Origin of the sequence: Acetobacter malorum, assembly GCF_002153605.1 — a bacterium.
Taxonomy (GTDB): domain Bacteria; phylum Pseudomonadota; class Alphaproteobacteria; order Acetobacterales; family Acetobacteraceae; genus Acetobacter; species Acetobacter malorum_A.
In genome coordinates this window covers 21,974-48,824 of sequence record NZ_JOPG01000020.1, presented here as the reverse complement: position 1 = coordinate 48,824, position 26,851 = coordinate 21,974, and the positions used below count along the sequence as shown (strand labels likewise).

Genomic DNA, 26,851 nt, shown 5'->3' with positions numbered 1-26,851 from the left:
CCATCAGGCCGCACCAGACTGGCCAGCGCTGACGATATGCGGCTTGCCTTCTGCAATGATTTTGTGGAGAGCGGACTCAAGCCGGTCCATAGCCTGACGTGACGGGTGCAGGTGCTCAAGGATGGCCCGTGCCTCTGCCACATCCACGCGGCCATCTTCCAGACTTTCAATTCCTTCCTGCAAAACCTCACTGGAAAACCTTGAGAATTTGGCAAGCTCTTTGGGGATATGACCTGACCCCGAAATCTTGACCGGCACCAGCCGGAAGCCCTCAGCATGTGCCATGGCGGCCAGAATGAGAGGCTCTTGCGCACTGGTGTCCAGATCTAGCGCGACATCGACAGGCACAACCTGCGGGCTGTTACGGTTGCCATAATCACTCAACTGAGAACGGCCAACACGGCTGATTGTGGCGGCAGCGTCTATTCCGCCAAGGTGCTGAATGGCCTTTTTTGTGGCTGTTTTGATTGCAGCGACTGACATTACGAGTCACCCTGAAGAGTAATTACACGACGGGATGAACTATCTCGTTGTTTTGCAATGACAAGTTGGCCAGCTAGAGCTGCGACAAAGCAGGCTTGATCTTCACCAACTGCCTGCCTGTAGCAATCCATGATATGTTGGACTTTGTGGTCAGCGCGATGCGCCTTCAGGATGGTGGAAATTTTCTCATCCCAATAAGCCATAGCCTGACGATAAGAATTGTCATCATGCATAAAGAGACCCCTTATGAACGAGAAAATTTTTAATTGTCCGCATTGCGGAACAAAAAAAATCACAGGTGATTTTTCTGTAGGTGGAAGATTCCAACGGGATGCTATCAGACACTTGAGTGCAGTTTGGGTTTGCAGAAATCCAGACTGCAAACTTCCCACAGCTATGGTTCTTACATCGGTGACCAATGGGTATGCAGCATCTGATATTCCAGTAAATTTTTATGATATTCATACATCGACCAACTATGCGTTGGAGAAGTTCTGGCCTGAATATCCGCGCCCCCAGGCATCCGAAGATCTGCCTCCAGACGTCCGCCGCTGCATGTTCGAGGCTGAAGATGCCTTGATCTCTGCTGCACCACGTATTGCGCGCGGAGCTTTTCGAACTGTTCTTGATGTGGCAACCAAAGAAATAGTGGCGAAAAACCCCAGTTGCCTTGATAACAGCGACCCCGACAAGCTCAACCTGAACAGCCGCATTGATAAGCTGGCCAAGCATCATCTGCTTACAACTTCGCTCAAAGACTGGGCGCATGGCGTTCGGGGTATCACCAATGATGATGTTCACGGGCCTGAGCCTGTGGAAAAAGCAGAAGCTGAGGAAATTGCCGAAATAACAAGGATGATCCTTAAGTATCTCTATGAGCTGCCCGCTTCTGTTGAAAAGATGCGCGTTGCGGCTAAGGCAAAAAAAGATGCTGCGAATGCAGGGTGACCGACTGCCTGTTGGCCGTTCGAGTGAGGCCGAGTCCAGAGGTGTGGCGTGATATAATCTCATGCATCACCTGTCTTGATTTTGAGAAAATTTGAGGTGCTGGTGGGTACGTTGCCGTACCCACCAGATTCATCCATTCTGGGCTTTCCACAGACTCCAGAAGAGGATGAATTCTTATGACGACCATTGCACTCACGCCGGACCAGCTTCTTTGGAAGTTGGCCCACATGGCAGCAGACCGAGCAAATGAAGCTGCGGACGAAGATGAATTTTGGCTTAATCTGGGTGAAACAACAGACCTTTTGAAGCAGATCAAAGATGTACTGCCTAAGGAAACCGAGTGGTCCGCTTATCTCACCCCCAGTATTGTTTGGCACACAGCCTATAGCGTTGGATGTCGGAAGCAGAACAAGCTTGGCTACAACACTAAGGAGGCTGTGGTGACACATATTGATGAGGTGGTTAAGGGCCTGCGCAAAGCGCTTCTTTCCACCGAGGAAACTGAAAAAGGACCGTCTGGCGCGCCAGGTAAGATTTACCCCAATGGTATGCTTAGTGCCTAATTTCTTCCCGGTTTCCACATAACAGACCATTCGGTCTGCTACGATCCGCGCATCACATTCGCAGGCCTCGACAAGCTGAGGGTGGAGCAGCGCAAATTCTAACGCCCATTTGCGCAGCCCTTCCTGCTTTGAAAGCCGGACAGCATCCGGCTGACAGGCTGAGGCTGCGGGCGTACTGGTGGCGTTATGAGTTTTCATGCTGCCTCGCTATTCGGATCAGTTGTTTCCTTATCCCCACCTACGGCGCACACCAGCTTTGTGAGAACATTGATGGTTGGTGAGGTCTCACCACTCTTCCATCGCTGGAACGTGCTTCGGGCTACACCGGCGCGCCTGCATACGTCACCGATAGATTGCCCTTGACGGGCAGCAGCGCATTCAATGTCCGCGGGGGTTGGGATAAGCATCATGAGTGCAAATATGCGCAATATTGCAAATCTTGCAAGCGCAAAAATGCGCCGAGACCTTATTGCTTCTATGTGCGAAAATGCGCACATGCCAAAAGACGTGCGCACCCTACGCTCTGAACAGCAGAGCTACATAGACGGAATTAAGAATCGGACAGGCAAGTCCTATTCAGCAATTGCCCGCGCAATAGGCGCTGCACCTAGCACAATCGTGCGGTTTATGGATGATACAGCATCCTCCCACTCTCTGAGCGCCAAGACCATGGAAAAGCTCAAGATTGTGTTTGATTTACCTAGCGTAAGCGTGCCGAATATTGAGCATCTGGTATATTCCGAACCCGTCGCTTTAGCGGGATCTATCCAAGCGGGCGTGTGGCAAGATACAGGGTTATTCACCCCTCAGGCACCGCCAGAATATATCATGATTGCTCCGGACGAACGCTATCCAGGCATTAGGCGATGGGCGTTCCGGGTGCGTGGCGACTCTATGGATAAAATCTATCCTGACGGCACCATTATTGTTGCTGTGTCTTTTTTCGATCTCTGCCGCCAACCAAAAACAGGCGATAAGGTGATTGCCATCAGGAAAGAGCACGGGCTTGAAGAAGCAACCCTGAAAGAAATTGAAATACTAGCAGATGGAAGCGTTGCGCTTTGGCCACGCAGTACAAATCCGAAATTTTCGCAAGCTATCATAATTAATAATAGCATAGATGATAATATACCAGACGATGGGTGTCATAGCGAATACAGGGTAGAAGGACTTGTAATACAAAGCATAAGAAGAGAATGAATTATGAAAAATTATATACCTTTTGCGCTATCACTAACCTTAATCCCTAGTATTTCATTAGCAGAGCCACTTTCAAAAGCCTTGATAAATGGTGAAATATTTTCCGTTAATGGAAATGCAGATCAAGGCATTGTTTTTTCCTTCAAGGGCCATGCATTTACACCTGATGATGCCGCTGCTTTTGGGGGCGTTCATTCAATTCTTGAGGAAAATGGGCACATTTATGTGGTCGCAACAGAGAACGGTGGGGGGAATGCATCTTCACCCCAATTCAGAATATTTGATGTAAGTAATCCAGATCATCCAATTATGAGTGATTTAATGGGGGAGAGCGTCAGCGACGCACTTGTTTCTGACTGGGAAATAAAAGATGGCGCTGTAGTAGGAAAATTCCAAGAAGATGACGGATCTTATACTTTGGAATGTTCGTTTAAAAATGGGAAATCTGGAATAAAGAAAATTTTGTATACTGAGGAACTACAAGGACCTGTTAAGGCGCCCGGTGGTGATACAGCTATTTATGCAAACGAACATCCTATTTTGTTCTCATTCAAAGCTAAAGCATTAGCAATCAAGCTAAAATCTATACTGCCAGAGGACGTTTATAAAGAAGCGCGTAGCATAGCATTTGAAACAAACGATGCGTTTTTTTCTCCCTCTCATGGTGTGGTTTCTGCAAAGGCATTTAAAAAACATGATTCAGGCGAATGGATATCCATTGCCATTGATCATGCAGGGAAAATTTCGGCGGCCTTCTCTTGGGGAGACAATAAGGGTACCTATTACGGAAGCCCAGACGAACTCACTAAATTCGCACTTTAAGAATATGCGCATTTTTGCGCTTGCATGATTAGCATAATTGCGCATATCTTCCCTCATCGCCACCGACGCGATGGAGGAAGAGATGCCCATACAGACACCGCAGCAGACCACCGAGGCAGGCCCCAGTGAGCTGGCCGCCCAGCAGGATGCTGGCCGAGAAAAACTACCCCGGAAAATTATCCAGATTGTATCAATGCGCGGTATCCCAGAGGCAGTTTATGCCCTCTGTGATGACGGCACTCTCTGGCATAATTATACGACCAATGAGCACTGGGTTAAAATGCCGCCTATTCCTCACGGTGACGCACAATTTCTAGTAACGGCAAAATAAAACCAAGGCAGAAACCAAATGCAAAACGTAAATCAGTTTGAGCAGCACCGGGCTGCATTGGAGCAGTGCGTCCATAATTCCGTGCATGACGCGGAAGCCCGGGAGGCGATGCTGCGCCACATTGGCGCGATGGGCATGGCCATGCACGCCGAAGAGCGCAACGCAGACGCCGCCATGCGGACAACGCACCACGCCCAGCGCAGAGGCATTCTGAGCCGGTTTGTGCTGGATGTGCGGGAGTGCGCAGCATGATTGCAACCGTCTTCCTGCTGCTGTGGTCATCACGGCTTTATCAGGCATCCGTCGCCATCCCCATGGCAAACATGCAGGCCTGTCAGGCAGCAATCTCCAAACTGGACGATTCCGGGTGGGTGAGTAGCGTTGCTGGGTCAAGAGCCATCTGCATTGAGACTGGGCTGAAATCATGAGCCAGAAAGAAAAAGCCCTCAACAAACTTGAGGAATATTATCACGCAGCGATCCAGCGGATTCAGGCCACCAAGCCAGGGCATGAAGTCAGCATTATTCTCAGCATCATCCAGGTTAATCCTGACAATGGAGACATTGCAACTGATACGCAAACGTCTGGCCGCCGTGAGGAACTATTAGTCAGTTCAATTGAAACAGCTATCGGTCTGATCATGGAATATCAAGATGGATACAGGAATCATATCGCCCTTCGCTGTCAGGCAATGATTGCGGAAAGCATCAAGCGGCTGCGGGAAGGGAATGAAACAGCTCCTACCGTCCAGGAGCTGGATGCTTTGATTGAACAGGATAAGCTGAACCAGAAGGCACCAACATGCCCAAACACCACATTACACTAAAGCCGCAGCACAGCGGTGGGTATCTGGCTATCCTGACAGACGAACGGCAATTTTGTTGAGTTCGGACGGTGCCAGAGCATGCAGCGTGACGGCAAGCGCCATATCATCGGCCCCAGCACACGTGGGCTTATGGGCTGGGAGTTTGACCTGTGGTCAGTTGGCGGTGGATTGTTCCACGCACGCGCCACAGATAACCGTGATTGGCTCATAGTTTTTAACGACTGTGAGACCGTGATGGATGATGGCCAACAGTGCATTGAGGGCTGGACCAATGATGTCCGGGTGCTGGAGCCAGCAGAAGACAGGGCCGCAGCATGAGGACGAGAAAGGAACCACAACAATGCAGACCTTAGCGCCTGTAACCCGCAAAGTGCTGCGGGCACGGGATGCAGCTGAATATCTGGGCATTTCTGTCTCTGCTTTGCGCAATCTGGCCCAAACTAGACTCCCTGCATTTTCCGTAACGACAGGCCGGAAAGTCTGGCTTGTCAGCGATCTTGATAATTATTTGAGCCAGTGCTCAGGCCGCGCAATTACAGCTGCGCCCGCTAACCCTTGGGACAAAATCCTTGCAGACCGTCAAGCTCAAGTATCTCAAAATCTATCGGGATAATCGCGGGAAAACACGGTATTATCTGAGGCGCGCCGGCTTTGAGGCCATTCCATTGCCAGACGCCTCAGATCCGGAATTTATGGTGGCGTACGGTGAGGCACTGAAAAAGACGACCCTAGCCAGGACAGCCGAACCACCTGCACCGTCAAACATTGGTAAGAGCATCATCAAAGTTGGGACGCTTGAAGCCCTGATCGTGTCCTGGCAAATGTCTGGCGATTACCTTGCGCTGAAAGACAGCACAAAGGCCGTCTATAATAGGCTGCTCAACAGGATACGTGCCGACAAGATAGGGCAGGGGCCGTTTGCAGATATGCAGCCCGAGCATGTGCGGGTGGTTATCGCTGCCCTGGGCGACGCCCCGACCACAAGAGCACGCATCCGCCGCTTGCTGAGCCAGCTGATGGACTACGCCATAGATAAGGGCTGGCGGCAGGATAACCCGGTAGCATCCGTCAAAATCAAGCGACGTAAGAGCGAGGGCATCCACCCCTGGACCGATGCAGAGATAGAGCAGTATCTGGCGCAGTGGCCTCCTGGCACACCGCAACGGCTTGCACTCAGCCTGATGCTCTATACCGGGCAGCGGCGCAGCGATGTGGTCCGCATGGGGCCGTTTGATGTCCATGAGGGCATGATCTACGTCCGGCAGGAGAAGACGAACGAGTGCCTCTGGATTCCCCTCCATTCCGCGCTGCAAAAGGAACTGGATCTCTGGCACGGCAAAGGCCAGACGTACCTGAGCCGCACCAGTGACGGCAAGCCTTACACAGCCAATGGATTCTATAACGTGTTTAAGGATTGGTGTGCTCTGGCTCGTCTGCCGATGCGCTGCTCACCTCATGGGCTGCGGAAAGCGGCCGGGAGGCGGCTGGCAGAAGCAGGCTGCACACCACACCAGATTGCAGCCATTCTTGGCCACAAGACTCTGTCTGAAACCATGCGCTACACGCAGTCTGCTCGGCAGAAAAAACTCGCTCAGCAGGCGATGGAGAAATACGATCAAAACGGTTAAAATTTTTAATCACTATTGCAACTCAATGGAACGATGTTCCAGTTATAGGATCTCCTATGATAACGGGAAATCCCAAGTATGATTGCGGAATGTCCTTATGAAATTTAACCCATTTTCTATCTGCTGCAATCATCAAACACTGATCCCCATTATGGATCCATACAAGGACGCTTCCCTTAGTGCTCGGCAAGGAAAGTATGTTTGCCAACTGTTTGGCAGCCGTTAAGGCAGAAACAGAATGCTTACACATTGTGACCCGATACTATGTTAAGAGATAATTTTTTTAGCACATCAGGTAGGGGTAAAATAAACGACGTTCCTCTCTGTTCGTTCCCCGCAAAAACTAGTCCGATAGCTATTTTAGTACCATCAGCCTTTTCTGAAACGACTAAAGAACCAGAATCGCCAGGACGAGAGAAAGGGGAGAGGTCCCACCCCCTCACTACGTAAACAGTCTCAAAAAAAACTGTTTTTTTGATGTCATATTCGTTTACATGATATGAAACAGGTAGTGGTGCTGCTGCTTGCCCCACTATTATTCCCTTAGTTAAGCCTGTTGTCCGCCCAACTTTATGGACTACCATAGATGGTAATGGCTCTTCGCAAAGCGCAGGTGTATCATAACTGTCGCCTTGCATTGACGTCACTCTGTCTGCATTTGAAAGTTCAAATATACTGACATCACAATTATCCGAGACTGGTATATTTTCAGGAATACCATCATTTATAGGTAGAAGTTTAGTATGCCGCCCGATCGTAAACGGATCGCAACTATCTTCGTTTGCATCTAGCGGTCCTGGAGCAAGAATAGGCAAGCCAGGCATAGCGTGATTGCATGCGCCAGCCACATGGTTGTTTGTCATGCCAAACATTTTACCATTAGTATCTGAAACTATTAGTCCCAGAGTCCCTGCGCCCATACATCTTGCTGGAAATATGGACGACCCGCAAGTATAGCGGTTATTGTGTAGTGTGTAAGCTTTAGATTGTTCAGGACTAGGCGGATCACCCCTTACTTGGGCTACTCCTCCCTGAACATAATCAATAGTAAAACCAGATACTGACACTGGCAACTCTTTTTCTTCTGTTTTATTTATTTTTCCATTTGTAAATATGGTAACTTTCTTTTCTTTTTCGTTAAATGTTACTAGGTTTATGGCTTTCTGGCGTAAAATGCTCTGTACATTATGAGAAACAAATAGCTTCCCGTCATCAGAGAAAGGAATTTTTACAACTTCCACTGCGTCTTCTAATGGCACTTTGCCAAAGAGGTTATTTTTTTTTGCCCAAAAAAGCACAGCTTCAGCTACTTCACGAGCTGTTTGAGCTTTGGGCTTTTGCTGTTTTATGCTCTGCGACATTAAATTCTCTCTCAATAGCTAGCGGTAAATGTCAACAGAACATGCCATCTGTCAATTCGATTGGTGGCATAGAAGGATTGTTTGATAATGAAAAATTTCTAGGTTACGACGCCTAAAAAAAGAGAATTATCTATCAACAGCACTAACCATTGATAAAATTACAATTTTTACTCAATCGATAGATCCGACATAGTCTGAACTACAACGAGAGCTAGGTTTCTGCTGTGATTGTCTATGCAGCAAACGCACTCTGCACGGCAGGAAAAGCTGACCCCGCAAGCGATGGGAAAATACGACAAATTGTCTAGCGGAAATTAGAAAGTGTCTAGCATCGCCAATTTATGGCGGAAAACTGCGATTTTTTAGGAAAATGGTGGACCCGAGAGGATTCGAACCTCCGGCCTTCAGATTCGGAATCTGACGATCTATCCAACTGATCTACGGGTCCGTGGGCTTCTCCCTAGCGCAAAGGCGGGGGGCTTGCCAAGCCTGTATTGTGGGGGAGGGGTAAATTCCCCGCCAAACCGCCCCTCAGTTCCGGTAAAACAGATCAAACTGGTCACCCTTCGAGACCAGTGCGCATCCGTCACACGGCGCGGCATCCTTGTCGCGGATCACCAGCGTATGCGGCGCGTGCTCATCCGCCCCGATATGGATGGCACCGGGCGGGACGGGCAGGTAGGTCAGCAGCGCCGCGTAATCATCCTGCGTAATCACACCATCCTTTTGCACATGCGTCATGGGCAGAGAGGCCGCAGCCCGCAGCTGAGAGTAGAAAACCGGCAGCACGATCCCCCTGTCCCATTTCCAGGAGGCCGACAAAGACAACGCGAACAAAACCGCCGCCAGCCCACAGGCGACGGTTTTTAACGCAGGCCGCAGGATCGCAAAGGCGTACGTCATCAGCACGCACAGCACCGGATACGCCGGAAATGTGTACCAGAGCAGGCGCGTCTTTGCCGCAGTAAACATCCCGAAAACAGACAGGACTGCCACGCCCAGAACCAGCATGTCGGTTTTCAGGTCGCGCGGTATGCCAGACCGAAACCGGCCGGCCCGCAACGGCGCCCACCAGCAGGCGGCCAGAAAGGCGAGTGTCAGAAATCCAAGCTGCCACAGCAGGTAGGGATAGTCCTGCGCAAACCCCGTCACATAAAAAGAGACCGGGTTATGGTGCCCTTCAATCTGCATTTCACTGCGTTTGAGCAGGTCGAATGTCACCGCATCATGCAGAAACCTGGGGCCATCCACAGACGCGCGGACCCCCGCCCACAACAGGATGGGCGTCAGACCACACAGCATGCCCTTGAACGGCAGAGAGAAGGAACGCTCCGTCAGCACGCAGGTCAGCAACAGCGGCGGCAGGAGCGTCAGGGCATGCCAGCTTTTGGTCAGGAAACACAGGGAGGCCATTAGGCAGGCAAGGCAGAAGGACAGGCTGGTGCGCTTCAGACAGAACAGGATGCAGAACAGGTAAAACGCGCAGTAAAGCGCATCCGGATCAGCCAGCCGAAGACTATGTACGATCGTAAGCTGCGACCAGATAGAAAAAAGCGTGATGGCATAAAGCCCTTCCACCCATGAGAATTTCCGGGCCGCAAACCGGTAAAGTCCCAGAACAAGCGCTACAAACGCCAGCAGAGAGGGCATGCGGGCCGCCAGCAGCCCCTTACCAAACAGCTTGAGGGAGAGAATGATCGGCAAAAAACTCAAGACTGGTTTCAGGTTCCAGTAATCTTTCTGGTCCTGCCAGTAATTGACTACGTAGTCATGCCGGAAAAGCATTTCATAGGCCGAGCCAATATGGCGGGCTTCATCCCACGTTTCGATGCGCTGAGAGCCGACATGGTAAAATTCCGGCAACAGGATCAGGCCAAACAGAACAAGAGCAAGGGAACGATACAGAAAAGAGCCAAGACGTGCCCGGTTTTGTACCAATAAAGGCGGCTCATAAGGCATGGAAAGAGGCGACCTGCGTAAAAGAAAAGGGTGCAGCTCATAGAACTACACCCCGTCTTAAGTCCTTCAAGAACCCTCAGGCAACCAGTAAAGTACTTCAGGCGCTCCGGCAGGAAACCTTTATGTCAGAAGCTGGCAGTGCGGGCATTACCGTGTAAGTCCCCTTACTGACAATCTGCACCATCAGTCTGCTCAACAGGCCGGGTGTAAGCTGACCCAGATCCAGCACGGCATCGCCACGGGTCCAGCGGGCCGCGTTCCCGGCTTCCTGTGCGTGCCAGCCTGTTCCGGCATCCAGATCTGTGGGGAGCATCATTAGTCGTGCCGGAAGAGTGCCTTCCTGCAGCAGAACCTGCCCCACAGCCACGCCCATATGGCGGCGGTCATCCACAAACGGTCCTTCCACATCGCAGGGGCGGAATGTGCGGGAGACCAGCCGCACCTGAGCTACATCCGGCGGCAGCATAAATACCATATGGCCGTTTGCAGCCCGCATCGGGCGCACCGTCTGGCCTGCGTCTGTCACCAGATGCAGGTCTGCGTCCTGCGAGACAGCAGCGGTCTGCTGTTGGCCAAAGGCTTCCTTGCCCCACAGCGTCATACCGTGCTGAGTGGCCCGGTCCGCCAGAGCGCGGAAAATCGGTTCCACCGTCGCACGGTCCACTGCCAGCGGGACAGCTGCATCGTCTTCCCAGTTCCGTGCGCGACCGCCAATGCGGGCCAGCGGCCCGGTCTGCCCAAAGCTCCGGCGGTTACCCGTGTCCAGATAGCTTTCCGTCAGCATCCCATTGGCCATGATGACCGCATGTTCTTCGGTTTCAATATGGAAATACGTGTAGTCGGTGATGCTGTGGTCGTAGGAGACGGACACACCGTTCACCAGCATCCGCACCGGTACAAACCGGCCTGCAAGGAACAGGCAGTGTTCCGGGGTCACCAGCAGGTCGGTATGCGGTATACCATCGGCAACCGCTCCCTTGCGGATACGCACCGGATATCCGGCTTCATCTTCCGGCAGGCCAGCCCGCACGGTTGTGTGTTTGTGCCCCGCCCAGATCACAGCGCGTGGCTGCGCCACACCGTTGGCAAAAGTCAGAACCTCATCGCCAATCCGGAGGTTTTCCACGGCGGTTTCTCCGTCAGCCTGACGGATCATCGTGCCGGGCAGGAAGCAGACTTCCGCTCCTTCATCCAGTGTTACAACCGTGCTGCCATCGCTGTCCTGGGAGAAGGTGGCGTGATAGTCAGAGTAATCTCCTGCCAGCGCGATGGTGTAGGTCTCGTCCCCCTGCGTGACCACCAGAGTATCGCCATCAATTTTCGCAGCGGTGTTTCCGGCATAGTTCAGGCTGTCGATATCAATCGCGCCACCGGACATCAGCGTGGTGTTATCAATGTGGCCCCCGCTGGAGACCGTCAGCCGGCCGCCAGCCGAAATCATGTCGTTATTTGCAGTGCCGCCGGCGGCAACGGTTTCCGAAGCCCCCGAGAGGATCTGCGTGCCCAGAGTAGAGCCGGTCACATAAGCCTGACCACCGCTCATGAGGGTTGTTGCGGAGGCAACCCCTCCGGCGCTGACAAACAGATCACCGCCAGACATGACAGTGGCGCTGAGAGACGACCCCTGAATATAACCAAATCCGGCGCTGCCATATGTGGTGTTTTCAGCCAGCCCACCTGCATAAACAGTCTCATGTCCATGATTGCTGATGCTGTCATTGAAGGCCACGCCGCCTGACATGATGCGGTTTTCGCCCAGAGCCGTTACGGTGTCCCCAACGGCGCTTCCATAAACATACTGTCGGCCGGTAGAAATCACGCTGCCGCTGGCAATGCCCGCACTTTCAATGGTCTGTGTGGCATAGCGCGCAATCACGGAGCCGGACGCGATCCCACCGGCCAGCACATCAACAGATCCATTGGCGGCCACCTGTGTATTTTCGGCTCGTCCGGAAGCTCCCACACTCATGGACCCGCCCGAAGAAACTGTGGTGCCGGTGGTCACACCGCCCGCAATAATCTGATCTTTGCCGCCGTTTTGGACCACGGATGCACTGTCCGTTCCCGCAACGGTCTGCGTTCCCCCATTGATGTTGGTTGCGCTAGCGGTACCGCCGCTGGTGACCGTCTGGGAGCCACTCTGTTGCAGCAGTGTGTTGCTGGCCACCCCTCCGGATGAGACTGTTTCAAGACCACCAGATGTGACTGTCGTGCTCTGCGTCACGCCGCCGGTCGAGACAACCAGCCGGCCGCCAGACGCTATAGTTTCATTATTGCCCAGCCCTTTTGTCAAAATGGTTTCAGAGCCTCCATTCAGCACCTGCGTGCCACTGGCTACACCACCCGCGCTGACAAAAATGCGGCCACCGGAATTCACAGCATTCAGAGAAAGACCGTTGATATAGCCAAAGCCCTGACTGTTATAAACGGTGTTGCTCGCCACACCGCCTGCTGCAACCCGTTCACTGGCGTAGGTGTCGACGATATCACCACGTGTCACGCCGCCAGCCTGAACCAGCTGTACGCCTGCGGCGGTGACGTGAGCACTTATGGAACTCCCTGCAACATATTCCGCACCGGACGAGATCACGCTGCCGCTGGCTACGCCGCCCGTGGCCACAGTCTCGGAACTATGCTCGTTAATCAGGGAACTGATGGTTGTGCCGTCCGCAGACGTTACAATACTCCCGCCGCTGCTCACCGTGGTGCCACTCGCAACGCCTGTAACCAGCAACCGGCCACCAGACAACACAGCGTTTGTCACTGTCCCGCTATCCCGGATCAGGCCGGAACTGAATACGACGGTCTGTGAGGCAACCCCGCCAGATCCGATAATATCGGTCCCGCCAGAAAAGATCTGCGCGGCCAGATCTGTGCCCTCTACCGTCTGCGTGCCTCCCGAAATCAGAGAGCCAGACGCTGTTGTACCGCTTCCCACAAACTGAGAGCCTGCCTGCATGATCACGGACCCGCTTGCCACAGCTGTCCCGTTCAGGGCTTCCAGTCCGCCGGCACTGATGACTGTCCCAACGGTCTGGCCAGCAGCTGCTCCCAGTTCCCCTCCAGAGAGAATGGTGCCGGAGGCCGTGGCGGCTGCATTCACAAGAGACTGTATGCCACCCGACATCACGGTTTCATTGTAAGTAACACCAGAAATAACTTCGTCTGCTCCGCTGGAATTCACCAGCGTGTTGTAAGCTTTGGCTGCGCCCCGCCCGCCATCTGCATATTCCACGGTGGCACCGCCGTCGTTCACCACCGTGTCATAAATATTGCCGCCATCAATATAGGCTCCGTAATAGCCCTGAGAATTCACGGTCATGCCGGAGACAACGGCGGAAGATCCCTGCACCGTGATCCCACCATCGTTCAGCGTCACGCCAGATGCGTAGGCTCCGTTCAGAATAATCAGTTCATCATGGAAAACCGTGGTGTCAAACGCGCTCGCCCCGCTATTCACCACAACGCTCTGTTTCTGCCCTTCTGTATTCGCAGTGCCTGAGATGAAAGTGGACGTAACCGCCCCTCCGCCCTGTACCTGCATCTGTCCACCATCCGCTACAGTGGTGGAGACTGCGCTGCCTGCACTGGCAATAATCAGCGTGTCTCCGCTTAGAACGGAGGAGGCCGTGGCGACAACGCCGGAGGAGATGATGGTTGTTGTCATGGAGTGGATGCTCTTTAGATAAAATGATGCTAATTTTTCTAAAAATACAGTTAAGAGTTAGTATTTTGCAATGCGCGTCAGAGACATAGCGAGGGTGATTTTTTGCATGATGAGAGATATTCTTAAGAAGGGAATAGATTGGCCCAGATTATCTTTAAAAAAAGACGGATAAAAATGTTTTAAGGTCGGCAGTTATTGATTTTGTCTCTTTTTTGATTTGATTTTATATTAAAAATAAGACGGCGTTCCTCTCATTATTATTTTGCCGGCGCCTCCCCACATCCCCCCTCACTCCGCGCAGAGCTGCCTAACCTTGCCGCATGTCCGTGTCTGTCCTTATTCTGCGCACTTCAATGCTGTTTGGCAGATACCAAGAGGATCAAGCCCATGCTGAAACTTCGCCCTGTCTTTCTGGCCCTGACCGGCTGTCTCGCGCTGTCGGCCGCTCTGCCGCAGGCGCATGCCGCCACGTCCGGCGTGCTGACAGTCCCGGCCGGTCCCGCTCCCATGACAGCCACCACGGCCGCCCCCGGCGTGCTGGATTACGATGGCATCCCTACGGTCGAACACGCGTCTGCAGAGAATGTTGCCGGCCTGATGTATTATTGTGATTCTCATAAGCTGGTCACGGACACCACCGTGCGCTCCCTTGGCCGCCAGCTTGCCAGCCGTCAGGGCATTCGCGCCAACCCCGCTTACGCATGGGGCGGGCAGGGGCGTCTGATGATCAGCCCTACAGGGATGTTTGACATCACAACCCTCAACCGGGACCAGCAGGAAGCCGTTTGCAGCCGCTCCGCTCTGCGCGGCCCGGCTCTGCTGGCCCAGTAAGCGCCACCATGAGCGCCCCGGCCCATCGCCTCACTGCGGAAGATCTGCTCTCCGCCGCCACGGGTCTGCTGGCAGCGGAGCAGGACCCTCTGGCCAATATGGCTAATCTGTCCGCCCTTATTCTTGAGGCGCTGCCAGATCTCAACTGGGCCGGGTTCTACCTCTACCGCCCCCACGCTACGGCACAGGCTACGCTGTTCACGCTGGCTTCTGCTGCGCCGTCCGGCCAACCGTCAGCGTCGTCTCCGTCAGGCGGCGAGCTGGTCCTCGGTCCCTTTCAGGGGCGCGTGGCCTGCACGCGTATCGCTATGGGGAAGGGGGTGTGCGGTACCGCTGCCCAGACCCGCACCACCCAGCGCGTGGCGGATGTGCATGCGTTTCCCGGCCATATTGCGTGTGATGCCGCCTCGGCGTCTGAAATCGTTATTCCGTTAGTCGCACACGGCCACCTGCTCGGCGTGCTGGATCTCGACAGCCCCCGCAAGGATCGGTTCTCTCCGGCAGACCAGCATCTTCTGGAAACGCTGGTGGCAACGTTCCTCCGGACACTCCCTGTCGCCTAGCGCAACCGCTCAGGCAAAACAGTGTTCCGTTGTTTCATCCGGGGTTTTTCCGGCCTTGGTGGGGGAAGCTTCTTCCCGCCCTGGTGTGTCGGCCTGAGCTGAACCACCTTTCCCCGTTGTTGTGGTGTCCGGCATATCTGCCGCGGCCACTGTTTCAGAGCGTTCAACCCGTTTAGAGCGAGGGTTCAAAATGCCCCGCGCAAAGCGAGACCCGTGCAGGAAACCGGAGCCTGCGCGACTGGTGTCGAAGGGGCGTCTCATGTCGGCCTCCTTAATTTTTTCATTTTCTTGTTCTTTAAATATGGGGAGCCACACCCCTGAATAAAAGAGGGCGCGAAAAGAAAGACCGGGCCTTGCGCGCAACGGTGAGGCCAAAGGGGCGCACATTGTCTCCGCAGCGCTCTTTCGATACGCTTGCAGGCAGATCTGCCTCTTTATCTGGCAGAAGAAAGGAAATGTAGATGCGTCGATTGATCACTCTGAGCGTCCTTGCCGCTCTGGCTGGCACCACAGTTACCGCCGCGCAGGCGGAACCCGGCGGCTGCCTGAAATATGGTGCTGTGGGCGCTGTGGGCGGCCATGTTGCCAATCATGGTGTTCTGGGGGCCGTGGGCGGCTGCATCACCGGCATGTACCGCCGCCACGTTTATCGTAAGGAAGCCAAGCAGAAGGCTGCCCTGTATGATCAGGAGCATCCCGGCGCAAAGGGCACCTATGCCCAGAAGGCCACAGCGTATGACGTGGAACATTCCACCCAGCCCGGCAAAATGACGCCGGACGCCGCCCCGCAGAATGGTGCTCAGCCGGGCCAGACGCCCGCTCAGCCCCAGCAGGGCGACACCCACCTCTAAAGTCTGCCAGCCCCTCCGTCCGCTTTTTGCCGGCGGAGGGGTTTTGCACCGGAAACAACAATGTTTTTCTGGCTGAAGGCCCTTCTTTCAGGCCTGACCATTGCTCTGGTCTCAACACTTGCCCGCCGCTACCCCGGTCTTGGCGCGCTTGTGGCGTCTCTCCCCCTTATTTCCGTTTTTGGGATGATCTGGCTCTGGCTGGAAACCAAAGACCCTGCCCGCATGGAAGCACATGTCGGTGCCACGTTCTGGTACGTGCTGCCCTCCTTACCCATGTTCCTGCTTATCCCGTGGATTATGCGGCACGGTGTGCCCTTCTGGCTGGCGTTAGGGGCCGGGTGCGGCGTTACCATCCTGCTCTATCTGGGCATGGTCTGGCTGGCCCCAAAAATTGGTATTCAGATGTAGGGGGGGGGGGAGTTAGCTCGGCGGGTGCCGGGCTCTTTTTTTGATCCTGGCAATATCTGCCTGGTAACACCCCTGAGCCCGCGCAATACGAGAGACGGTGCTGTTATCAATTCCAAAGCTTTCAGCAATGGATTGCAGGGACTCCCCTATTTGTCGCCGGTGGATAATGCTTTGCCGCTGATCCTCCGTAATCCGGCGTGGTCGCCCCATCCGCTTCCCTTGTTCTATAGCTCTTGCGCGGCCTTCTGCCGTGCGGGTGCGGATTAAATCCCGTTCTACATCCGCCAATCCCCCCAGAACAGCGAGCATCAGCCGCCCTGTGCTAGTATTGGTATTGGTCCAGGGTTCACCCAGAGAGTAAAACGTGGCTTTTTGGTCTGTAATCGTCTTCACAATAGAAAAAAGGTCAAAGGTGCTGCGGGCCAGTCTGTCCAGACGTGTGACCACCACCATCTGCCCTTCTTTCAGGTTATCCAGCAACCTCCTTAACTCTTTTCGCTCCGCATCGGCCCCGCTCGCTTTTTCACAATAAATTCGACGGCATCCGTATTCTTTGAGCTTTTTTATCTGAATATCCAAAGTCTGATCTACCGTGCTGACACGCGCATAACCGACTTTATAACCTGATTTTTGAGAACTCATCACGCATTCGTCACGCAAAAAAGTGCGGGGATTTTTTGTGAAACTCCTGATTTAAACAGAGGCAAACAGATGGACTCGTTTCAGTTGACTGTCGGAGCGATTACTATAACGCCCAAGATATCAGTGCAACAAAAATGTAAAAAATGTACATTTTTAATTCCACGAGCTCCTTTGCTTAAATCAGGAGTTGGGAAATGTCACACTATCACGATACAGTGAATGATATAACTTACGATATTGACACAAGCGTAGGACTTTTTGGTTCCCAGACGAACGTCACCATAACGGACAGTCACGGGAACACCCTTTTTGATAAAAACCTTCCTCATGGAAACGTCGTTGTAGAAGACAAAACGGTTTTTTCCATTCTGGGCGGGGGGACTTATGTCACACGACCGGGAACAACGAGCGAGATAGATTTTCTCGGGACATTTCTGACAGGCACGACTTACTATATTGGTGGTAACACCACCATTAATGTTGGCGGCAGCGCGCTTACAAGCTCAACGGTTAATGTCTTTGGCGGGGATGCGACTTTAACGGGTGGTGCGGTAGGGAGCGGCTTTAGTAGCAACACCGTTAACATCGGCTATGGCGGAAAATTTAATACCGGCAACACGTTTCTGAGTTTCCTGTCAGGAACAAAGATCAATTTTACGGATGGTGGCGGCACTCTGGTTGTTAACGGCGGTTCCAGCGTTATCGACCTCAGCGGTAAAACCTCCATTAATAATTACAATCCCGCTTATGATACGATCGAGTTCCAAAACCAGACAACGGTTATAGATCGCTATTCAATTTTCTATAATGCGGATGGTTCAGCGACCATAAAGCTCATGGATAAAAATGGGGAACCTGTTGGTTCCTATACGGTCAACATGGCGGATGGTGTCACTCTTCCTGAAGGTCTCTTTTACGTCGATAAAGGTGAAAACCCGCTTAAAATTACCTACGATGGGCAGAATACCTATATTGGCGTCTGCTTTCTGGCAGGCTCAATGATTCGTACTTCGGATGGAGACTGCGCTGTAGAAAACATCCAGATTGGTGACGAGGTTGTCACATTTGACTGGAAAAACAATGCGGATCGCGTCAGCCCCGTCGTCTGGGTAGGGAAGGCGCATGTGTCTGTCCGACCGGATCTGCCAGATGATGCGGCTGGCTACCCTGTCCGCATTCTCAAAAATGCTGTTGCTGACGGTGTGCCTTATAAAGATATGCTGATTACAGCTGAGCACTGCCTGTTTTTTGAGAACCGGTTTGTCCCTGCGCGCATGCTGGTCAATGGTGTTTCTATTTTCTACGATAAAACCATACGGTCTTATGATTACTATCATGTGGAAACAGAACACCATTCCGTCATTACAGCCGACGGGATGCTGACAGAAAGTTATCTCGATACAGGGAACCGCCGTTCGTTCAAACAGAATGGAAAAGTCATTGGTTTAGGTAGTGCAACCAGAAATTGGGTAGAGGATGCTGCTGCTCCGTTGGGTGTCGATCGCTCTTTTGCAGAGCCTGTGTTCCGTGCTCTGGATGAACGCAAACATAAGGTTGAAACCACTCAGAAAGAAACAAAAGTCCCGGATATGACGAATGATCCTGACCTGCATCTGATGACAGAAACAGGCGCGATTATTCGCCCTATTCGCCGCACGGCGGGTCAATACAGTTTTATGGTGCCGTCTCATACAAAATCGGTGCGTATCATGTCCCGTGCGAGCAGACCGTCTGACGTGATCGGTCCCTTTGTGGATGATCGCCGCTATCTGGGTGTTGCTGTCACAGAGCTCTGCTTACTGTCTGCCAAATGTCAGTATGCCCTCATGTCTCAGCTATGGGAGGATAAACCAGAAGGTTGGTATCTCACCGGCAGAAGTGATTGCCTCTGGACAAATGGGGCTGCATTGCTGCCCGTTGGGAATTATCTCAACCCTAACGAAGTCAGCCTTCTTTCAATCACGATTCTCGAAAATAACTCTTATTTTTTGGATGAATCAAAAGGAAAAAAGCCAGAAGAGCTTACCCTGATGGGCTAAGGTGTCTTGTCCGTATGGCGTTTTGGGGAAAAGAGAAAAGGAATGGGGGCACACTTGGTGTGCCCCCATTCCTAAAGAATTTTGAAAATAAACTACTTTTTCGAGAAAAGTCTTAAAATCTTTTCCGAAATAAAGTCACTCGCATATTGTGCAGCAGGGCTCAAATGCGTATCGCGCAGCCAGACCATGCCACTTTCAAGATGCAGTTCCGGAAGAAACCGCAGGTGAGTATCCGGGTCGACAACCTCCCGGCCGAGAGACTTGAGCATGCTAAGCGGTAAAAGTGTAAATGCGTCTGAAATATCAACAAGTTTTTTAGAGCCGAGTGGAGAGTTGATTTCAATGCGCCGGGGAGGGAGGCGTAACCCTCTGGCAGCCAGAATGGAATCAAACCGGTCTCGCATGGCCATGCCAGGCACCGGGATAACCCACGTCGCTGATGCAAATTCATCCCAGCGGTCCAGAACATCCGGAACGGAATGAATAGACGTCATACTTGCAACAACATACTGTTCACTAGCCAGTTTTTTTGTGTTCAGCCGGGGATGCGATGTCAGATCGGAGAGGTTCACAAAAATAAAATCGTACAAGTTTGCCTGCAGACCGCTCAGAAGATAATGTCGTGCTGCATATTCAAGAGTCAGATTCAGACTCGGATGTTCTTTTTTTAATTTTCCGACACTGCGGGCAATCGTTTCCTGCAACATTGGTGTCTGGAAACCAATTTTCACATTGTCGTGAAAGCTTTCTTCGAGAAGCGTGAAATCTGACATCAGATTTTTCAGCTCAGCATCAATCCGTCTGCCGGAAATCATGAAACGCTCGCAGAGAGGCGTTGGCAGAAATCCGGATGCCGTACGGGAAAATAGCTGAACGCCCAGAATATTTTCCAGTTCCCTACAGCTTTTTGAAACAGCCGCAGGGGTAATATTCAGGCGTTCTGCAGCCAGACGAATGCTTTTTGTGGAGGCAAGTGTTTCAACCAGCCGGAAATACCGCAGTTTCATATGCGTGCGCAGATCGGGAAACTTCGCCACCTCACATTCTCCTCAAGGATCATAAAGTGCCTTCGGGGTGTGAGTGGTTGTCAGAAAAAATTCGTCTTACTCACTGAACCGATACTTCGGTTACTTAATTTATATAATAAAAATCAGAATATTATTAGCAAGAGGTTCGCGCATTAAATTTTGATCAGAAAAACTAAACAGTTTTCAGCACTCAACTTTTTATTGATTGCCTTTTATTCAAAGCAAAAATAACGATTCAGATTTTTTTAAATAAGGATGGTGTTAATTAGAAGGCTGAAAAAAAATTCATCAGTTCCAGCCATTTTCTTGCCATACTCGAGGAGTAATAGCACAAAATTTTGAAAAATATAATGTTTATATCATGAATGTTCGCATTTATGCGGGAGTTAATATTTTTCAGCGGTTATAATTAAAAACCAGAAGGTTTTCCGTTGGCCAGCTCGAGGCTCTTTTGTCAGGATAATAAATCTCCTGCAATCGTACGCTCACATCTGTGTAATAATAACGGGAATAATTCAGTCCAGATTACCCTGCCTTCATCAATGGCGGCGGTTTTGCAGGATACGATGATGATTTCCAGAACATCATTATACAACGGAATTCCTGGAAAAATCACGGAGGAGACGCAAGGGGCGTTTTCTATAATGTCGTCCCGAAAGGTTAGATTCGGACTGCTGCGACATTAGGGAAAGCTTCTATTTGATTTTGTTTGCTGGGTTCTAAAAAATTGAAAAATCCGCAGTTAAGCACGCTTTATTTATCTAAAAATAGAGATCAACCAAATGGTTTACGCGAAACAACCATTTTTCGATTTTCTTGTCTGGTAAAAAAAATACTATCAGCCTGAGTTCTGTTTTATAGAGGGAAATAAGATGACCCAGGTTACAAACGGCGCGATCGTGACGGTCTCCAGTGGCGTCATCAGTTCCGGTATTACGGTTGATAATTACGGCACGCTTATTGTCGAAACCGGTGGTACCGCCAATACAACGACTGTTGGGAGTAACGGTGGTGTTGCCCTTTCAGGTTCTGCTAGTGGCACAATCGTAAGCGCAGCTGGCGTACTTCAAATCGCCAGTGGTGGTGTTGCAGCAGATACCTACGTCAGCGGTGGTGAGGTGTTTGTTGATGTTGGCGGAAACTCTTTGTCCGCCCAGCTATTCAGCGGCGCGACACTGGAAGTTTACGGTTCTGCTGAAGATACAACGGTTAACAGTGGTTCTACAGAAACTGTTTTTTCCGGTGGTGTGGCATCGCGTCAGACTGTTCAGTCTGGTGGGAGTGTCGTTGTTGATAGCGGCGGGACATTAATACAGAAGGGTGCCAACGACACAGGAAACCTGGCGAACAGCGGTTCAATCGTTGTTTCAAACGGCGGTTTGATTTCCGGCGGCGCTGCTGTCGATGGGGGCATTACCACTGTCCTGAGTGGCGGCACTGCAAAAGATGTGATTGCCGGAAATGCAGGGTCTGTCGGAACGGTTGTCTTTTCTTCCGGTGCTATCCTGCAAGGCACAACGGTTGCGCGTTCAGGCGGCACGATCAGTGGCGGCAACCTGACCTCCGGCGCATCTTTGCAGGTCCAGTCCGGTGGTCAGACCTATTACACCACAGCCGGCAGCGGCGCTGTAATCGATGTCGCGTCTGGTGGGTCCACATGGTATGCCGTGATCGATGGCGGGACGCTGAACCTTGCCGGCGGCGGTAATGGTGCCTCCGATGCTTTTGTGACAAACAGCACAACCTTTACGTCCAACGGCGGCACGGTCAATCTGGACAGCGGGTACAGCGAAAACCGGACATGGGAGGTTCCCGCAGCCGTCACAATGAACGTGACGAGCGGTGCGACACTCAGCAGTGCTGTTATCGCTTCCGGCGGTGATTTAACGGTTGCCAGCGGCGGTGTGATTTCCGGCACCGTAACAGTACAGGATGGTGGCTCGGTGTCCATTGGCCCCAATGCGGGTGGCGTTATCGACCTGCAGGGTGATACCAACGGCGGTCTGGTTATTTCCGGTCTGACATCCGGCGGCACGGTCAGCACGGTCATCAGTGGTTTCAGCGGCACGGAAGCTGGTAATTCTGATAGTATCGAACTGGCTGGTCTCAAATCTGCCGACGTAGCCTCTGTCACGTATCCGTCCGCAGATCAGGTTGCCCTGGCGCTGACCAACGGCGGCACCGTCACCCTGAATATTCCGGGTGTTGAGAGCAAGGGCTTCACCCTGTCAGATGGCACAGACGGCTGGCTGGATTTTGAAGTCTGCTTCCTGTCCGGCAGCATGATCCAGACTCCAAACGGCGAGGTCGCTGTTGAAACGCTCCGTCTGGGTGATGAAGTCACGGCTTATGTCAACGGCATGCCGCAGCCCCGCCGCGTTGTCTGGGCAGGCAAATCCCATGCCACCGCGCGTCCGCATCTGGCGGCTGCTGATGCAGGATACCCCGTGCGCATTCTCAAAGATGCCATTGCAGACAGCGTGCCTTACAAAGACATGCTGATCACGCCGGAACATTGCCTGTTCTTCTATGGTCGTTTTGTGCCAGCCCGTATGCTGGTGAACGGGTCGTCCATTTTCTATGACACCTCGATCACCTCCTACGAGTATTTCCATGTGGAAACCGAGGAGCACTCCGTTCTCCGCGCGGACGGCATGCTGACGGAAAGCTATCTGGATACCGGCAACCGTCGCACCTTCCGTCAGGCCGGCTCTGTCGTGGCTCTGGGGGCAGGCTGTCGTGACTGGGCGACGGATGCAGCTGTCCCGCTGTGTGTTGAGCGCGCCTTTGTCGAGCCGCTGTTCTACACTCTGGCCGCCCGTGCAGGCGCACCGGCCAGTGCCGCAGTGACAACAAACCCGGATCTGCATCTGGTCACCCAGAGTGGGGCACTCATCCGTCCGGTGTCTCATCAGGGCGCGCAGTATCGCTTTATGCTGCCGCCGGGCGTGTCTTCTGTCCGCATCGTCTCCCACGCCAGCCGCCCGAGTGATGCCATCGGTCCGTTTGTGGATGACCGCCGGGCGCTGGGTGTCGCCATCGCTGGTATTCAGCTGATCACGGTGGATCAGAAGCACAGCCTCACCGCACATCTGCAAACGGAGCAGCCCTCTGGCTGGTATGGCGCTGAAGCGGGTGAGGCCGCTCCTGTCTGGACAAATGGCAACGCACTTCTGCCGCTGCCGGCTCTGGAGCGCAATGCCATGAGCATGCTGTCTCTGGAGGTTCTCGCCGCAGGCCCATACCTGCTGGCAGACCAGACAGAGATGGAAACAACAGCCTACTCAGCCTGAACACTGTCACCTCCGCAGTCCTGCTCATGGGGCAGGACTGCGCCCGGACTGGGGCGCGGGCTGTGTGTCAGGTGAGGGTGTTACTCACTCTTCGCCAGCCACGCCCGCGCCTCGCCATTCGGGTATTTCTGGGTATGCAGGTTGAGGTAAACGCGGCCGTCCATCAGGTCCCGCTCCGTATCCGCGCTTAGCATCACACTGCCACTCAGCGGGCTTTTATACGGGCCATGCACCGTCACTTCCGGCGGCCCATCCTTGCCGGGCAGGGCAGGGCCGTGCAAATGCGCAATCGTCACCGGGCCACTCAGCCCGTTCCATGTCACGGTGTAACGCAGCACATGCGCACCGGCATAATACAGCGCCACCACATTGCCGTGGGCCTGCGCGGGCGCACCATGTTCTGCTGCAAATGTGCCAGAAAACAACATGCTCCGCTGGGCGTGCGCAGGAGCAGCCAGGGTGCCCGCCGCCAGCAGGCCAGCAGCCAGCACCATCCTTAAAACCGGTTTGCGAGGCAGGGTCATCACGGCAGGGTCCTCATCACGTCAAAAAGCACGCTGCACCCGGAACTCCCGGATGCCATCACACGCCCAAAACGCTCAGGACAAAGAGCCGTTTCCTCCGCTCACAGAATGTGAACGGTCATTCAAAATCCCGTATCACGCCCTCACGGTCGGGGAGGCGGTCCGGCGTGCGGCTAAAATGCACACGCGGCTGCGTGCCATCGGCCTTTATTTTCTGGCGCAGGGTGGCCAGCCAGCGTTCCGTTGCAGCCTCCCGCAGCGTGGAGGACGGGGAGATTTCCGGGCCGGGACGGGGAGACTGAGGCATCATCTTGCTCACAAGCAGAAGGATTTCAGGCCTCCTTCCTACACCTGCTTTTGCATCTCCGGGTGTGACGTTTTTTTGAAATCAGGGCTCCCATACTCTTGACCCACCCAAAGCCCATCCCCTACCTCTGCGGCTGTCGAAGGTCTCGCGCAAGCGAGTGAAAAGGGAACGCTGAAGGATCCGGCTGGGCACACAGGCCCGGGGTTCAGGCAGCGGCTGCCCCCGCAACTGTAAACGGTGCGCTGACGCATCACGCCACTGGCCCGATACCGGCTGGGAAGGCGCGTCAGACAACCCCCGTGAGCCAGGAGACCTGCCTTCGTCGCTCAGTCATGATAGCCGGACGGGGTGTGCCGGATATCGGGGAACAGTTATGGGTCACATTGTGTCTCCGCGCCCTGTCCGGCGCGGGCGCTCTCCGTTTATCGTCGCGCTTCTCTGCGCCTCTGCCTTCACCACCGCTGCTTATGCAGAGCCTCCTGCAAAACCCGCTTCCTCCCAAAAAGTCCTCGGCCACAAAACGACCGAGGCCCACGGGGAAGAACATCTTCAGGTCATCGCCTCGCATACAGACCCCATTGGCCGCGCGCTCACGGCCAGTCAGGGCAGCATTACCGCTAAGGAACTGCGCCTGCGTCCGGTTTATCGGGTGGGGCAGCTGCTGGAATCCGTGCCCGGTCTGGTCGTCACTGCGCATTCGGGCGAGGGCAAGGCCAACCAGTATCTTCTGCGCGGCTTCAATCTGGACCACGGCACAGACCTCGCCAGTTTTGTGGATGATATCCCGGTTAATGAACCCACCCACGCCCACGGGCAGGGCTATACGGATGTCAATTTCCTGATGCCTGAACTCGCACAGGGTATCGACTACACCAAAGGCCCTTTTTATGCCGATGTCGGGGATTTCGGCGTCGTCGGTTCCGACCATATCCGCTTAACGGATGACCTGCGCGGGCAGGCCTCAGGCAGCCTCGGCACGCTGGGTGATGAACATGCTTTTATTGGTGATACCGCCCACTTCAAAAATGGCGATAAACTGCTTAGCGCTTTCTCAATAGACCATCTCAACGGCCCGTGGGCGCACCCGGACAACTTCCGGGGCATTAAATCCGCCGCCCGCTACACCCACACCACAGAACACACCAAATTCAACCTGACCGGCCTGTATTACCGCGGCCAATGGAACAACACGACCGACCAGCCTCTGGAAGCCTACCAGAAAGGCCTCATCAGCCGGTATGGCTCTCTGGACCCAAGCGACGGCGGCTATTCCGAACGGTTCAGCGTGTCCGCGCATCATATTCTGCATCATGATAACTGGCAGCTTAAAACATCGCTTTACGTCGTGCATAGCCGCCTGACCCTGTGGAACGATTTCAGCCATTATCTGAATGACCCCATCAATGGTGATCAGGAACAGCAGGACGAAACCCGCACAACATTCGGCGGCACATCAGCGTACCAGCGGCACGACACATTTCTGCACCGCGCCACAGACACAACCTTTGGCGTACAAGGCCGCTGGGACAGCATCTATATCGACCGCCGCCACACCCGCCAGCGCCGCGTGCTGCCCGACTGCCCGGACAGCAGCGTGCCAACCGGCCAGTATGTGTGCAATGCGGACAGCGTCTCTCAAGGCAATGTCGGCCTGTTTGGCCAGAACATCACCCACTGGACACCCTGGCTGCGCACCGTTGTCGGTCTGCGTGGTGATTATTACGGCGGCTCAGATCACAGCCTTGTTTCCGGTTACAGAGGCAAAGTGCATCAGTGGCTTTTCCAGCCCAAAGGCAGCCTGATTTTTGGGCCGTGGTATAAAACGGAATTTTATATCAGCGCAGGGCAGGGCTACCATTCTAACGATATCCGCGCTGTCCTCGGCACCGTCCCGACAGATGGCATTGCCAACGGGGCCATTGCCACCCCGTTTATGACCCGCGCGACCAGTGAGGAACTAGGTGTCCGCACCAACATCATCCCAAAACTGAACCTGCAAGCTGCCTTTTTCCGTATCGATTTCAGTTCAGAACTCACCTACGACGCTGATGAAGGCGTCAATGATGCCGGTGCCCCCAGCCGCCGACAGGGGTTTGAACTTTCCGGCCAGTATCACCCGCTCCCCTGGCTGGAACTCAACGCGGATATTGCCTCCACCCACGCCCGCTATTTCACGGGTAATCCGGGCCTCTATGGCCTGCCGGGGCTGTATGTGGCCAACGCCCCCAACTTTATCGGCTCCTTCGGCCTGCTGGCCGACCACCCCAGCGGCTTCTTCGGCGGTGTACAGTTCCGCTGGCTCGGCTCCTATCCATTAATCGAGGATAACTCCCTGCGCTCCCACGGCTATAAGGAAGTGAACATGGATGTCGGCTACCACATCACAAAATACCTCCAGGTGCAGGCCAGCATTTACAACCTGACCAACACCCACGCCTCCGCCTCCCAATACGCCTACGACTACCGCCTCACCCCCACATCTCCCGTTGAAACCGGCTCTACCTACCACCCGCTCGAACCCCGATCCGCCCGCTTCTCCGTCACCGTGAATTTCTGAAAATTATAAAATTAATTTGG

General features: G+C 53.4%; 28 protein-coding genes, 1 tRNA gene, 1 pseudogene and 1 riboswitch. Of the genes and pseudogenes, 18 read left to right on the top strand and 12 right to left on the bottom strand.

Annotation, left to right across the window (positions count from 1 at the left end; all coding sequences use genetic code 11):
- Nucleotides 1-3 precede the first annotated feature (3 nt).
- Both HK23_RS09490 and HK23_RS09485 read right to left on the bottom strand, forming a co-directional pair.
- On the bottom strand, nt 4-483 hold the full coding sequence (locus HK23_RS09490) for a thioredoxin domain-containing protein (protein ID WP_086653763.1): 480 nt from the start codon (nt 481-483) through the stop codon (nt 4-6).
- On the bottom strand, nt 483-716 hold the full coding sequence (locus HK23_RS09485; protein WP_086653762.1) for a hypothetical protein: 234 nt from the start codon (nt 714-716) through the stop codon (nt 483-485). The genes HK23_RS09490 and HK23_RS09485 overlap by 1 nt, the downstream gene beginning before the upstream one ends.
- Nucleotides 717-729: 13 nt before the next feature.
- Here HK23_RS09485 and HK23_RS09480 point away from each other — a divergent pair, with 13 nt between their 5' ends.
- The 11 genes from HK23_RS09480 to HK23_RS09430 all read left to right on the top strand — a co-directional run bounded on the left by HK23_RS09480 (nt 730) and on the right by HK23_RS09430 (nt 6,801).
- Complete coding sequence (locus HK23_RS09480; RefSeq protein ID WP_086653761.1) at nt 730-1,431, top strand: DUF4145 domain-containing protein; 702 nt, start codon at nt 730-732, stop codon at nt 1,429-1,431.
- 176 nt (nt 1,432-1,607) lie between these two features.
- Entirely contained in the window at nt 1,608-1,994 is a 387-nt protein-coding gene (locus HK23_RS09475) for a hypothetical protein (RefSeq protein ID WP_086653760.1), read from the top strand.
- 408 nt (nt 1,995-2,402) lie between these two features.
- On the top strand, nt 2,403-3,194 hold the full coding sequence (locus tag HK23_RS09470) for a LexA family protein (protein ID WP_179193863.1): 792 nt from the start codon (nt 2,403-2,405) through the stop codon (nt 3,192-3,194).
- A 3-nt stretch (nt 3,195-3,197) separates the two neighbouring features.
- Nucleotides 3,198-4,016: a hypothetical protein gene (locus HK23_RS14345; RefSeq protein WP_143217536.1), complete on the top strand. Its 819-nt coding sequence runs from the start codon at nt 3,198-3,200 to the stop codon at nt 4,014-4,016.
- Nucleotides 4,017-4,053: 37 nt separating this feature from the next.
- A complete protein-coding gene (locus tag HK23_RS09455) occupies nt 4,054-4,347 on the top strand; it encodes a hypothetical protein (protein ID WP_086653756.1) in 294 nt (97 codons plus the stop codon).
- A gap of 18 nt (nt 4,348-4,365) precedes the next feature.
- Complete coding sequence (locus HK23_RS09450; RefSeq protein ID WP_043549670.1) at nt 4,366-4,599, top strand: hypothetical protein; 234 nt, start codon at nt 4,366-4,368, stop codon at nt 4,597-4,599.
- Nucleotides 4,596-4,775, top strand: coding sequence for a hypothetical protein (locus HK23_RS09445; RefSeq protein ID WP_086653755.1), 180 nt, complete (start codon nt 4,596-4,598; stop codon nt 4,773-4,775). Before HK23_RS09450 ends, HK23_RS09445 begins: the two co-directional genes overlap by 4 nt.
- A complete protein-coding gene (locus tag HK23_RS09440; RefSeq protein ID WP_086653754.1) occupies nt 4,772-5,173 on the top strand; it encodes a hypothetical protein in 402 nt (133 codons plus the stop codon). Before HK23_RS09445 ends, HK23_RS09440 begins: the two co-directional genes overlap by 4 nt.
- 78 nt (nt 5,174-5,251) lie before the next feature.
- On the top strand, nt 5,252-5,491 hold the full coding sequence (locus HK23_RS09435) for a hypothetical protein (RefSeq protein WP_086653753.1): 240 nt from the start codon (nt 5,252-5,254) through the stop codon (nt 5,489-5,491).
- A gap of 22 nt (nt 5,492-5,513) precedes the next feature.
- Nucleotides 5,514-5,786, top strand: coding sequence for a helix-turn-helix domain-containing protein (locus tag HK23_RS14340; RefSeq protein WP_143217535.1), 273 nt, complete (start codon nt 5,514-5,516; stop codon nt 5,784-5,786).
- A 79-nt stretch (nt 5,787-5,865) separates the two neighbouring features.
- A complete protein-coding gene (locus tag HK23_RS09430; protein WP_086653803.1) occupies nt 5,866-6,801 on the top strand; it encodes a tyrosine-type recombinase/integrase in 936 nt (311 codons plus the stop codon).
- Nucleotides 6,802-7,043: 242 nt separating this feature from the next.
- Here HK23_RS09430 and HK23_RS14335 read toward each other — a convergent pair whose 3' ends face one another.
- The 4 genes from HK23_RS14335 to HK23_RS09415 form a co-directional block, all read right to left on the bottom strand.
- Nucleotides 7,044-8,162, bottom strand: coding sequence for a Nal1-like putative serine protease (locus tag HK23_RS14335; RefSeq protein ID WP_143217534.1), 1,119 nt, complete (start codon nt 8,160-8,162; stop codon nt 7,044-7,046).
- A gap of 371 nt (nt 8,163-8,533) precedes the next feature.
- Nucleotides 8,534-8,610, bottom strand: a tRNA-Arg gene (locus tag HK23_RS09425).
- A gap of 83 nt (nt 8,611-8,693) precedes the next feature.
- Nucleotides 8,694-10,121, bottom strand: a complete 1,428-nt coding sequence (locus tag HK23_RS09420; protein WP_086653752.1) for an ArnT family glycosyltransferase — start codon at nt 10,119-10,121, stop codon at nt 8,694-8,696.
- 97 nt (nt 10,122-10,218) lie between these two features.
- Entirely contained in the window at nt 10,219-13,788 is a 3,570-nt protein-coding gene (locus HK23_RS09415) for a Hint domain-containing protein (RefSeq protein ID WP_086653751.1), read from the bottom strand.
- 387 nt (nt 13,789-14,175) lie between these two features.
- Here HK23_RS09415 and HK23_RS09410 point away from each other — a divergent pair, with 387 nt between their 5' ends.
- Together HK23_RS09410 and HK23_RS09405 are read left to right on the top strand one after the other, a co-directional pair.
- Nucleotides 14,176-14,619, top strand: coding sequence for a hypothetical protein (locus HK23_RS09410; protein ID WP_063907785.1), 444 nt, complete (start codon nt 14,176-14,178; stop codon nt 14,617-14,619).
- Nucleotides 14,620-14,627: 8 nt separating this feature from the next.
- Nucleotides 14,628-15,182, top strand: coding sequence for a GAF domain-containing protein (locus HK23_RS09405; RefSeq protein WP_086653802.1), 555 nt, complete (start codon nt 14,628-14,630; stop codon nt 15,180-15,182).
- Nucleotides 15,183-15,191: 9 nt separating this feature from the next.
- Here HK23_RS09405 and HK23_RS09400 read toward each other — a convergent pair whose 3' ends face one another.
- Complete coding sequence (locus tag HK23_RS09400) at nt 15,192-15,443, bottom strand: hypothetical protein (protein WP_143217533.1); 252 nt, start codon at nt 15,441-15,443, stop codon at nt 15,192-15,194.
- A 200-nt stretch (nt 15,444-15,643) separates the two neighbouring features.
- On the opposite strand from HK23_RS09400, the gene HK23_RS09395 reads away from it, so the two are divergent.
- A complete protein-coding gene (locus HK23_RS09395) occupies nt 15,644-16,033 on the top strand; it encodes a hypothetical protein (protein ID WP_086653749.1) in 390 nt (129 codons plus the stop codon).
- 60 nt (nt 16,034-16,093) lie between these two features.
- Complete coding sequence (locus HK23_RS09390; RefSeq protein ID WP_063907787.1) at nt 16,094-16,441, top strand: DUF3147 family protein; 348 nt, start codon at nt 16,094-16,096, stop codon at nt 16,439-16,441.
- Between the two features lie 12 nt (nt 16,442-16,453).
- Here HK23_RS09390 and HK23_RS09385 read toward each other — a convergent pair whose 3' ends face one another.
- A complete protein-coding gene (locus HK23_RS09385) occupies nt 16,454-17,083 on the bottom strand; it encodes a recombinase family protein (protein ID WP_086653748.1) in 630 nt (209 codons plus the stop codon).
- Between the two features lie 194 nt (nt 17,084-17,277).
- Here HK23_RS09385 and HK23_RS09380 point away from each other — a divergent pair, with 194 nt between their 5' ends.
- Nucleotides 17,278-19,122: a Hint domain-containing protein gene (locus HK23_RS09380; RefSeq protein ID WP_086653747.1), complete on the top strand. Its 1,845-nt coding sequence runs from the start codon at nt 17,278-17,280 to the stop codon at nt 19,120-19,122.
- Nucleotides 19,123-19,214: 92 nt separating this feature from the next.
- Here the strand turns inward: HK23_RS09380 and HK23_RS09375 are convergent, their stop codons facing one another.
- Together HK23_RS09375 and HK23_RS14770 are read right to left on the bottom strand one after the other, a co-directional pair.
- Nucleotides 19,215-19,937 carry a LysR substrate-binding domain-containing protein gene (locus HK23_RS09375; RefSeq protein WP_256940144.1) on the bottom strand — a complete coding sequence of 241 codons (723 nt, stop codon included), beginning with the start codon at nt 19,935-19,937 and terminating at the stop codon, nt 19,215-19,217.
- Nucleotides 19,938-19,961: 24 nt separating this feature from the next.
- Nucleotides 19,962-20,129 (bottom strand): annotated as a pseudogene (locus tag HK23_RS14770) (helix-turn-helix domain-containing protein); the annotation flags it as partial.
- A gap of 893 nt (nt 20,130-21,022) precedes the next feature.
- Between HK23_RS14770 and HK23_RS09370 the strand changes: the two are divergent.
- The gene (locus HK23_RS09370; protein WP_086653746.1) at nt 21,023-23,443 is read left to right on the top strand and encodes a Hint domain-containing protein; all 2,421 of its coding nucleotides are present in this window, start codon (nt 21,023-21,025) and stop codon (nt 23,441-23,443) included.
- 80 nt (nt 23,444-23,523) lie between these two features.
- Here HK23_RS09370 and HK23_RS09365 read toward each other — a convergent pair whose 3' ends face one another.
- Together HK23_RS09365 and HK23_RS09360 are read right to left on the bottom strand one after the other, a co-directional pair.
- Nucleotides 23,524-23,967 (bottom strand): CHRD domain-containing protein, encoded by a 444-nt coding sequence (locus HK23_RS09365; protein ID WP_063907788.1) that lies wholly within the window; start codon nt 23,965-23,967, stop codon nt 23,524-23,526.
- A 118-nt stretch (nt 23,968-24,085) separates the two neighbouring features.
- Nucleotides 24,086-24,286, bottom strand: a complete 201-nt coding sequence (locus HK23_RS09360; RefSeq protein WP_143217532.1) for a hypothetical protein — start codon at nt 24,284-24,286, stop codon at nt 24,086-24,088.
- A gap of 111 nt (nt 24,287-24,397) precedes the next feature.
- Nucleotides 24,398-24,609: riboswitch (cobalamin riboswitch) on the top strand.
- A gap of 50 nt (nt 24,610-24,659) precedes the next feature.
- Between HK23_RS09360 and HK23_RS09355 the strand changes: the two genes are divergently transcribed.
- Nucleotides 24,660-26,831 (top strand): TonB-dependent receptor, encoded by a 2,172-nt coding sequence (locus HK23_RS09355; protein ID WP_256940140.1) that lies wholly within the window; start codon nt 24,660-24,662, stop codon nt 26,829-26,831.
- Nucleotides 26,832-26,851 lie beyond the last annotated feature (20 nt).

What these genes read in the sequence shown, in the direction of transcription:
- HK23_RS09490 (WP_086653763.1), bottom strand. Translation starts at nt 483, where the DNA reads ATGTCAGTCGCTGCAATCAAAACAGCCACAAAAAAGGCCATTCAGCAC.
- HK23_RS09485 (WP_086653762.1), bottom strand. Translation starts at nt 716, where the DNA reads ATGCATGATGACAATTCTTATCGTCAGGCTATGGCTTATTGGGATGAG.
- HK23_RS09480 (WP_086653761.1), top strand. Translation starts at nt 730, where the DNA reads ATGAACGAGAAAATTTTTAATTGTCCGCATTGCGGAACAAAAAAAATC.
- HK23_RS09475 (WP_086653760.1), top strand. Translation starts at nt 1,608, where the DNA reads ATGACGACCATTGCACTCACGCCGGACCAGCTTCTTTGGAAGTTGGCC.
- HK23_RS09470 (WP_179193863.1), top strand. Translation starts at nt 2,403, where the DNA reads ATGAGTGCAAATATGCGCAATATTGCAAATCTTGCAAGCGCAAAAATG.
- HK23_RS14345 (WP_143217536.1), top strand. Translation starts at nt 3,198, where the DNA reads ATGAAAAATTATATACCTTTTGCGCTATCACTAACCTTAATCCCTAGT.
- HK23_RS09450 (WP_043549670.1), top strand. Translation starts at nt 4,366, where the DNA reads ATGCAAAACGTAAATCAGTTTGAGCAGCACCGGGCTGCATTGGAGCAG.
- HK23_RS09445 (WP_086653755.1), top strand. Translation starts at nt 4,596, where the DNA reads ATGATTGCAACCGTCTTCCTGCTGCTGTGGTCATCACGGCTTTATCAG.
- HK23_RS09440 (WP_086653754.1), top strand. Translation starts at nt 4,772, where the DNA reads ATGAGCCAGAAAGAAAAAGCCCTCAACAAACTTGAGGAATATTATCAC.
- HK23_RS09435 (WP_086653753.1), top strand. Translation starts at nt 5,252, where the DNA reads ATGCAGCGTGACGGCAAGCGCCATATCATCGGCCCCAGCACACGTGGG.
- HK23_RS14340 (WP_143217535.1), top strand. Translation starts at nt 5,514, where the DNA reads ATGCAGACCTTAGCGCCTGTAACCCGCAAAGTGCTGCGGGCACGGGAT.
- HK23_RS09430 (WP_086653803.1), top strand. Translation starts at nt 5,866, where the DNA reads ATGGTGGCGTACGGTGAGGCACTGAAAAAGACGACCCTAGCCAGGACA.
- HK23_RS14335 (WP_143217534.1), bottom strand. Translation starts at nt 8,162, where the DNA reads ATGTCGCAGAGCATAAAACAGCAAAAGCCCAAAGCTCAAACAGCTCGT.
- HK23_RS09420 (WP_086653752.1), bottom strand. Translation starts at nt 10,121, where the DNA reads ATGCCTTATGAGCCGCCTTTATTGGTACAAAACCGGGCACGTCTTGGC.
- HK23_RS09415 (WP_086653751.1), bottom strand. Translation starts at nt 13,788, where the DNA reads ATGACAACAACCATCATCTCCTCCGGCGTTGTCGCCACGGCCTCCTCC.
- HK23_RS09410 (WP_063907785.1), top strand. Translation starts at nt 14,176, where the DNA reads ATGCTGAAACTTCGCCCTGTCTTTCTGGCCCTGACCGGCTGTCTCGCG.
- HK23_RS09405 (WP_086653802.1), top strand. Translation starts at nt 14,628, where the DNA reads ATGAGCGCCCCGGCCCATCGCCTCACTGCGGAAGATCTGCTCTCCGCC.
- HK23_RS09400 (WP_143217533.1), bottom strand. Translation starts at nt 15,443, where the DNA reads ATGAGACGCCCCTTCGACACCAGTCGCGCAGGCTCCGGTTTCCTGCAC.
- HK23_RS09395 (WP_086653749.1), top strand. Translation starts at nt 15,644, where the DNA reads ATGCGTCGATTGATCACTCTGAGCGTCCTTGCCGCTCTGGCTGGCACC.
- HK23_RS09390 (WP_063907787.1), top strand. Translation starts at nt 16,094, where the DNA reads ATGTTTTTCTGGCTGAAGGCCCTTCTTTCAGGCCTGACCATTGCTCTG.
- HK23_RS09385 (WP_086653748.1), bottom strand. Translation starts at nt 17,083, where the DNA reads ATGAGTTCTCAAAAATCAGGTTATAAAGTCGGTTATGCGCGTGTCAGC.
- HK23_RS09380 (WP_086653747.1), top strand. Translation starts at nt 17,278, where the DNA reads ATGTCACACTATCACGATACAGTGAATGATATAACTTACGATATTGAC.
- HK23_RS09375 (WP_256940144.1), bottom strand. Translation starts at nt 19,937, where the DNA reads ATGATTTCCGGCAGACGGATTGATGCTGAGCTGAAAAATCTGATGTCA.
- HK23_RS09370 (WP_086653746.1), top strand. Translation starts at nt 21,023, where the DNA reads ATGACCCAGGTTACAAACGGCGCGATCGTGACGGTCTCCAGTGGCGTC.
- HK23_RS09365 (WP_063907788.1), bottom strand. Translation starts at nt 23,967, where the DNA reads ATGACCCTGCCTCGCAAACCGGTTTTAAGGATGGTGCTGGCTGCTGGC.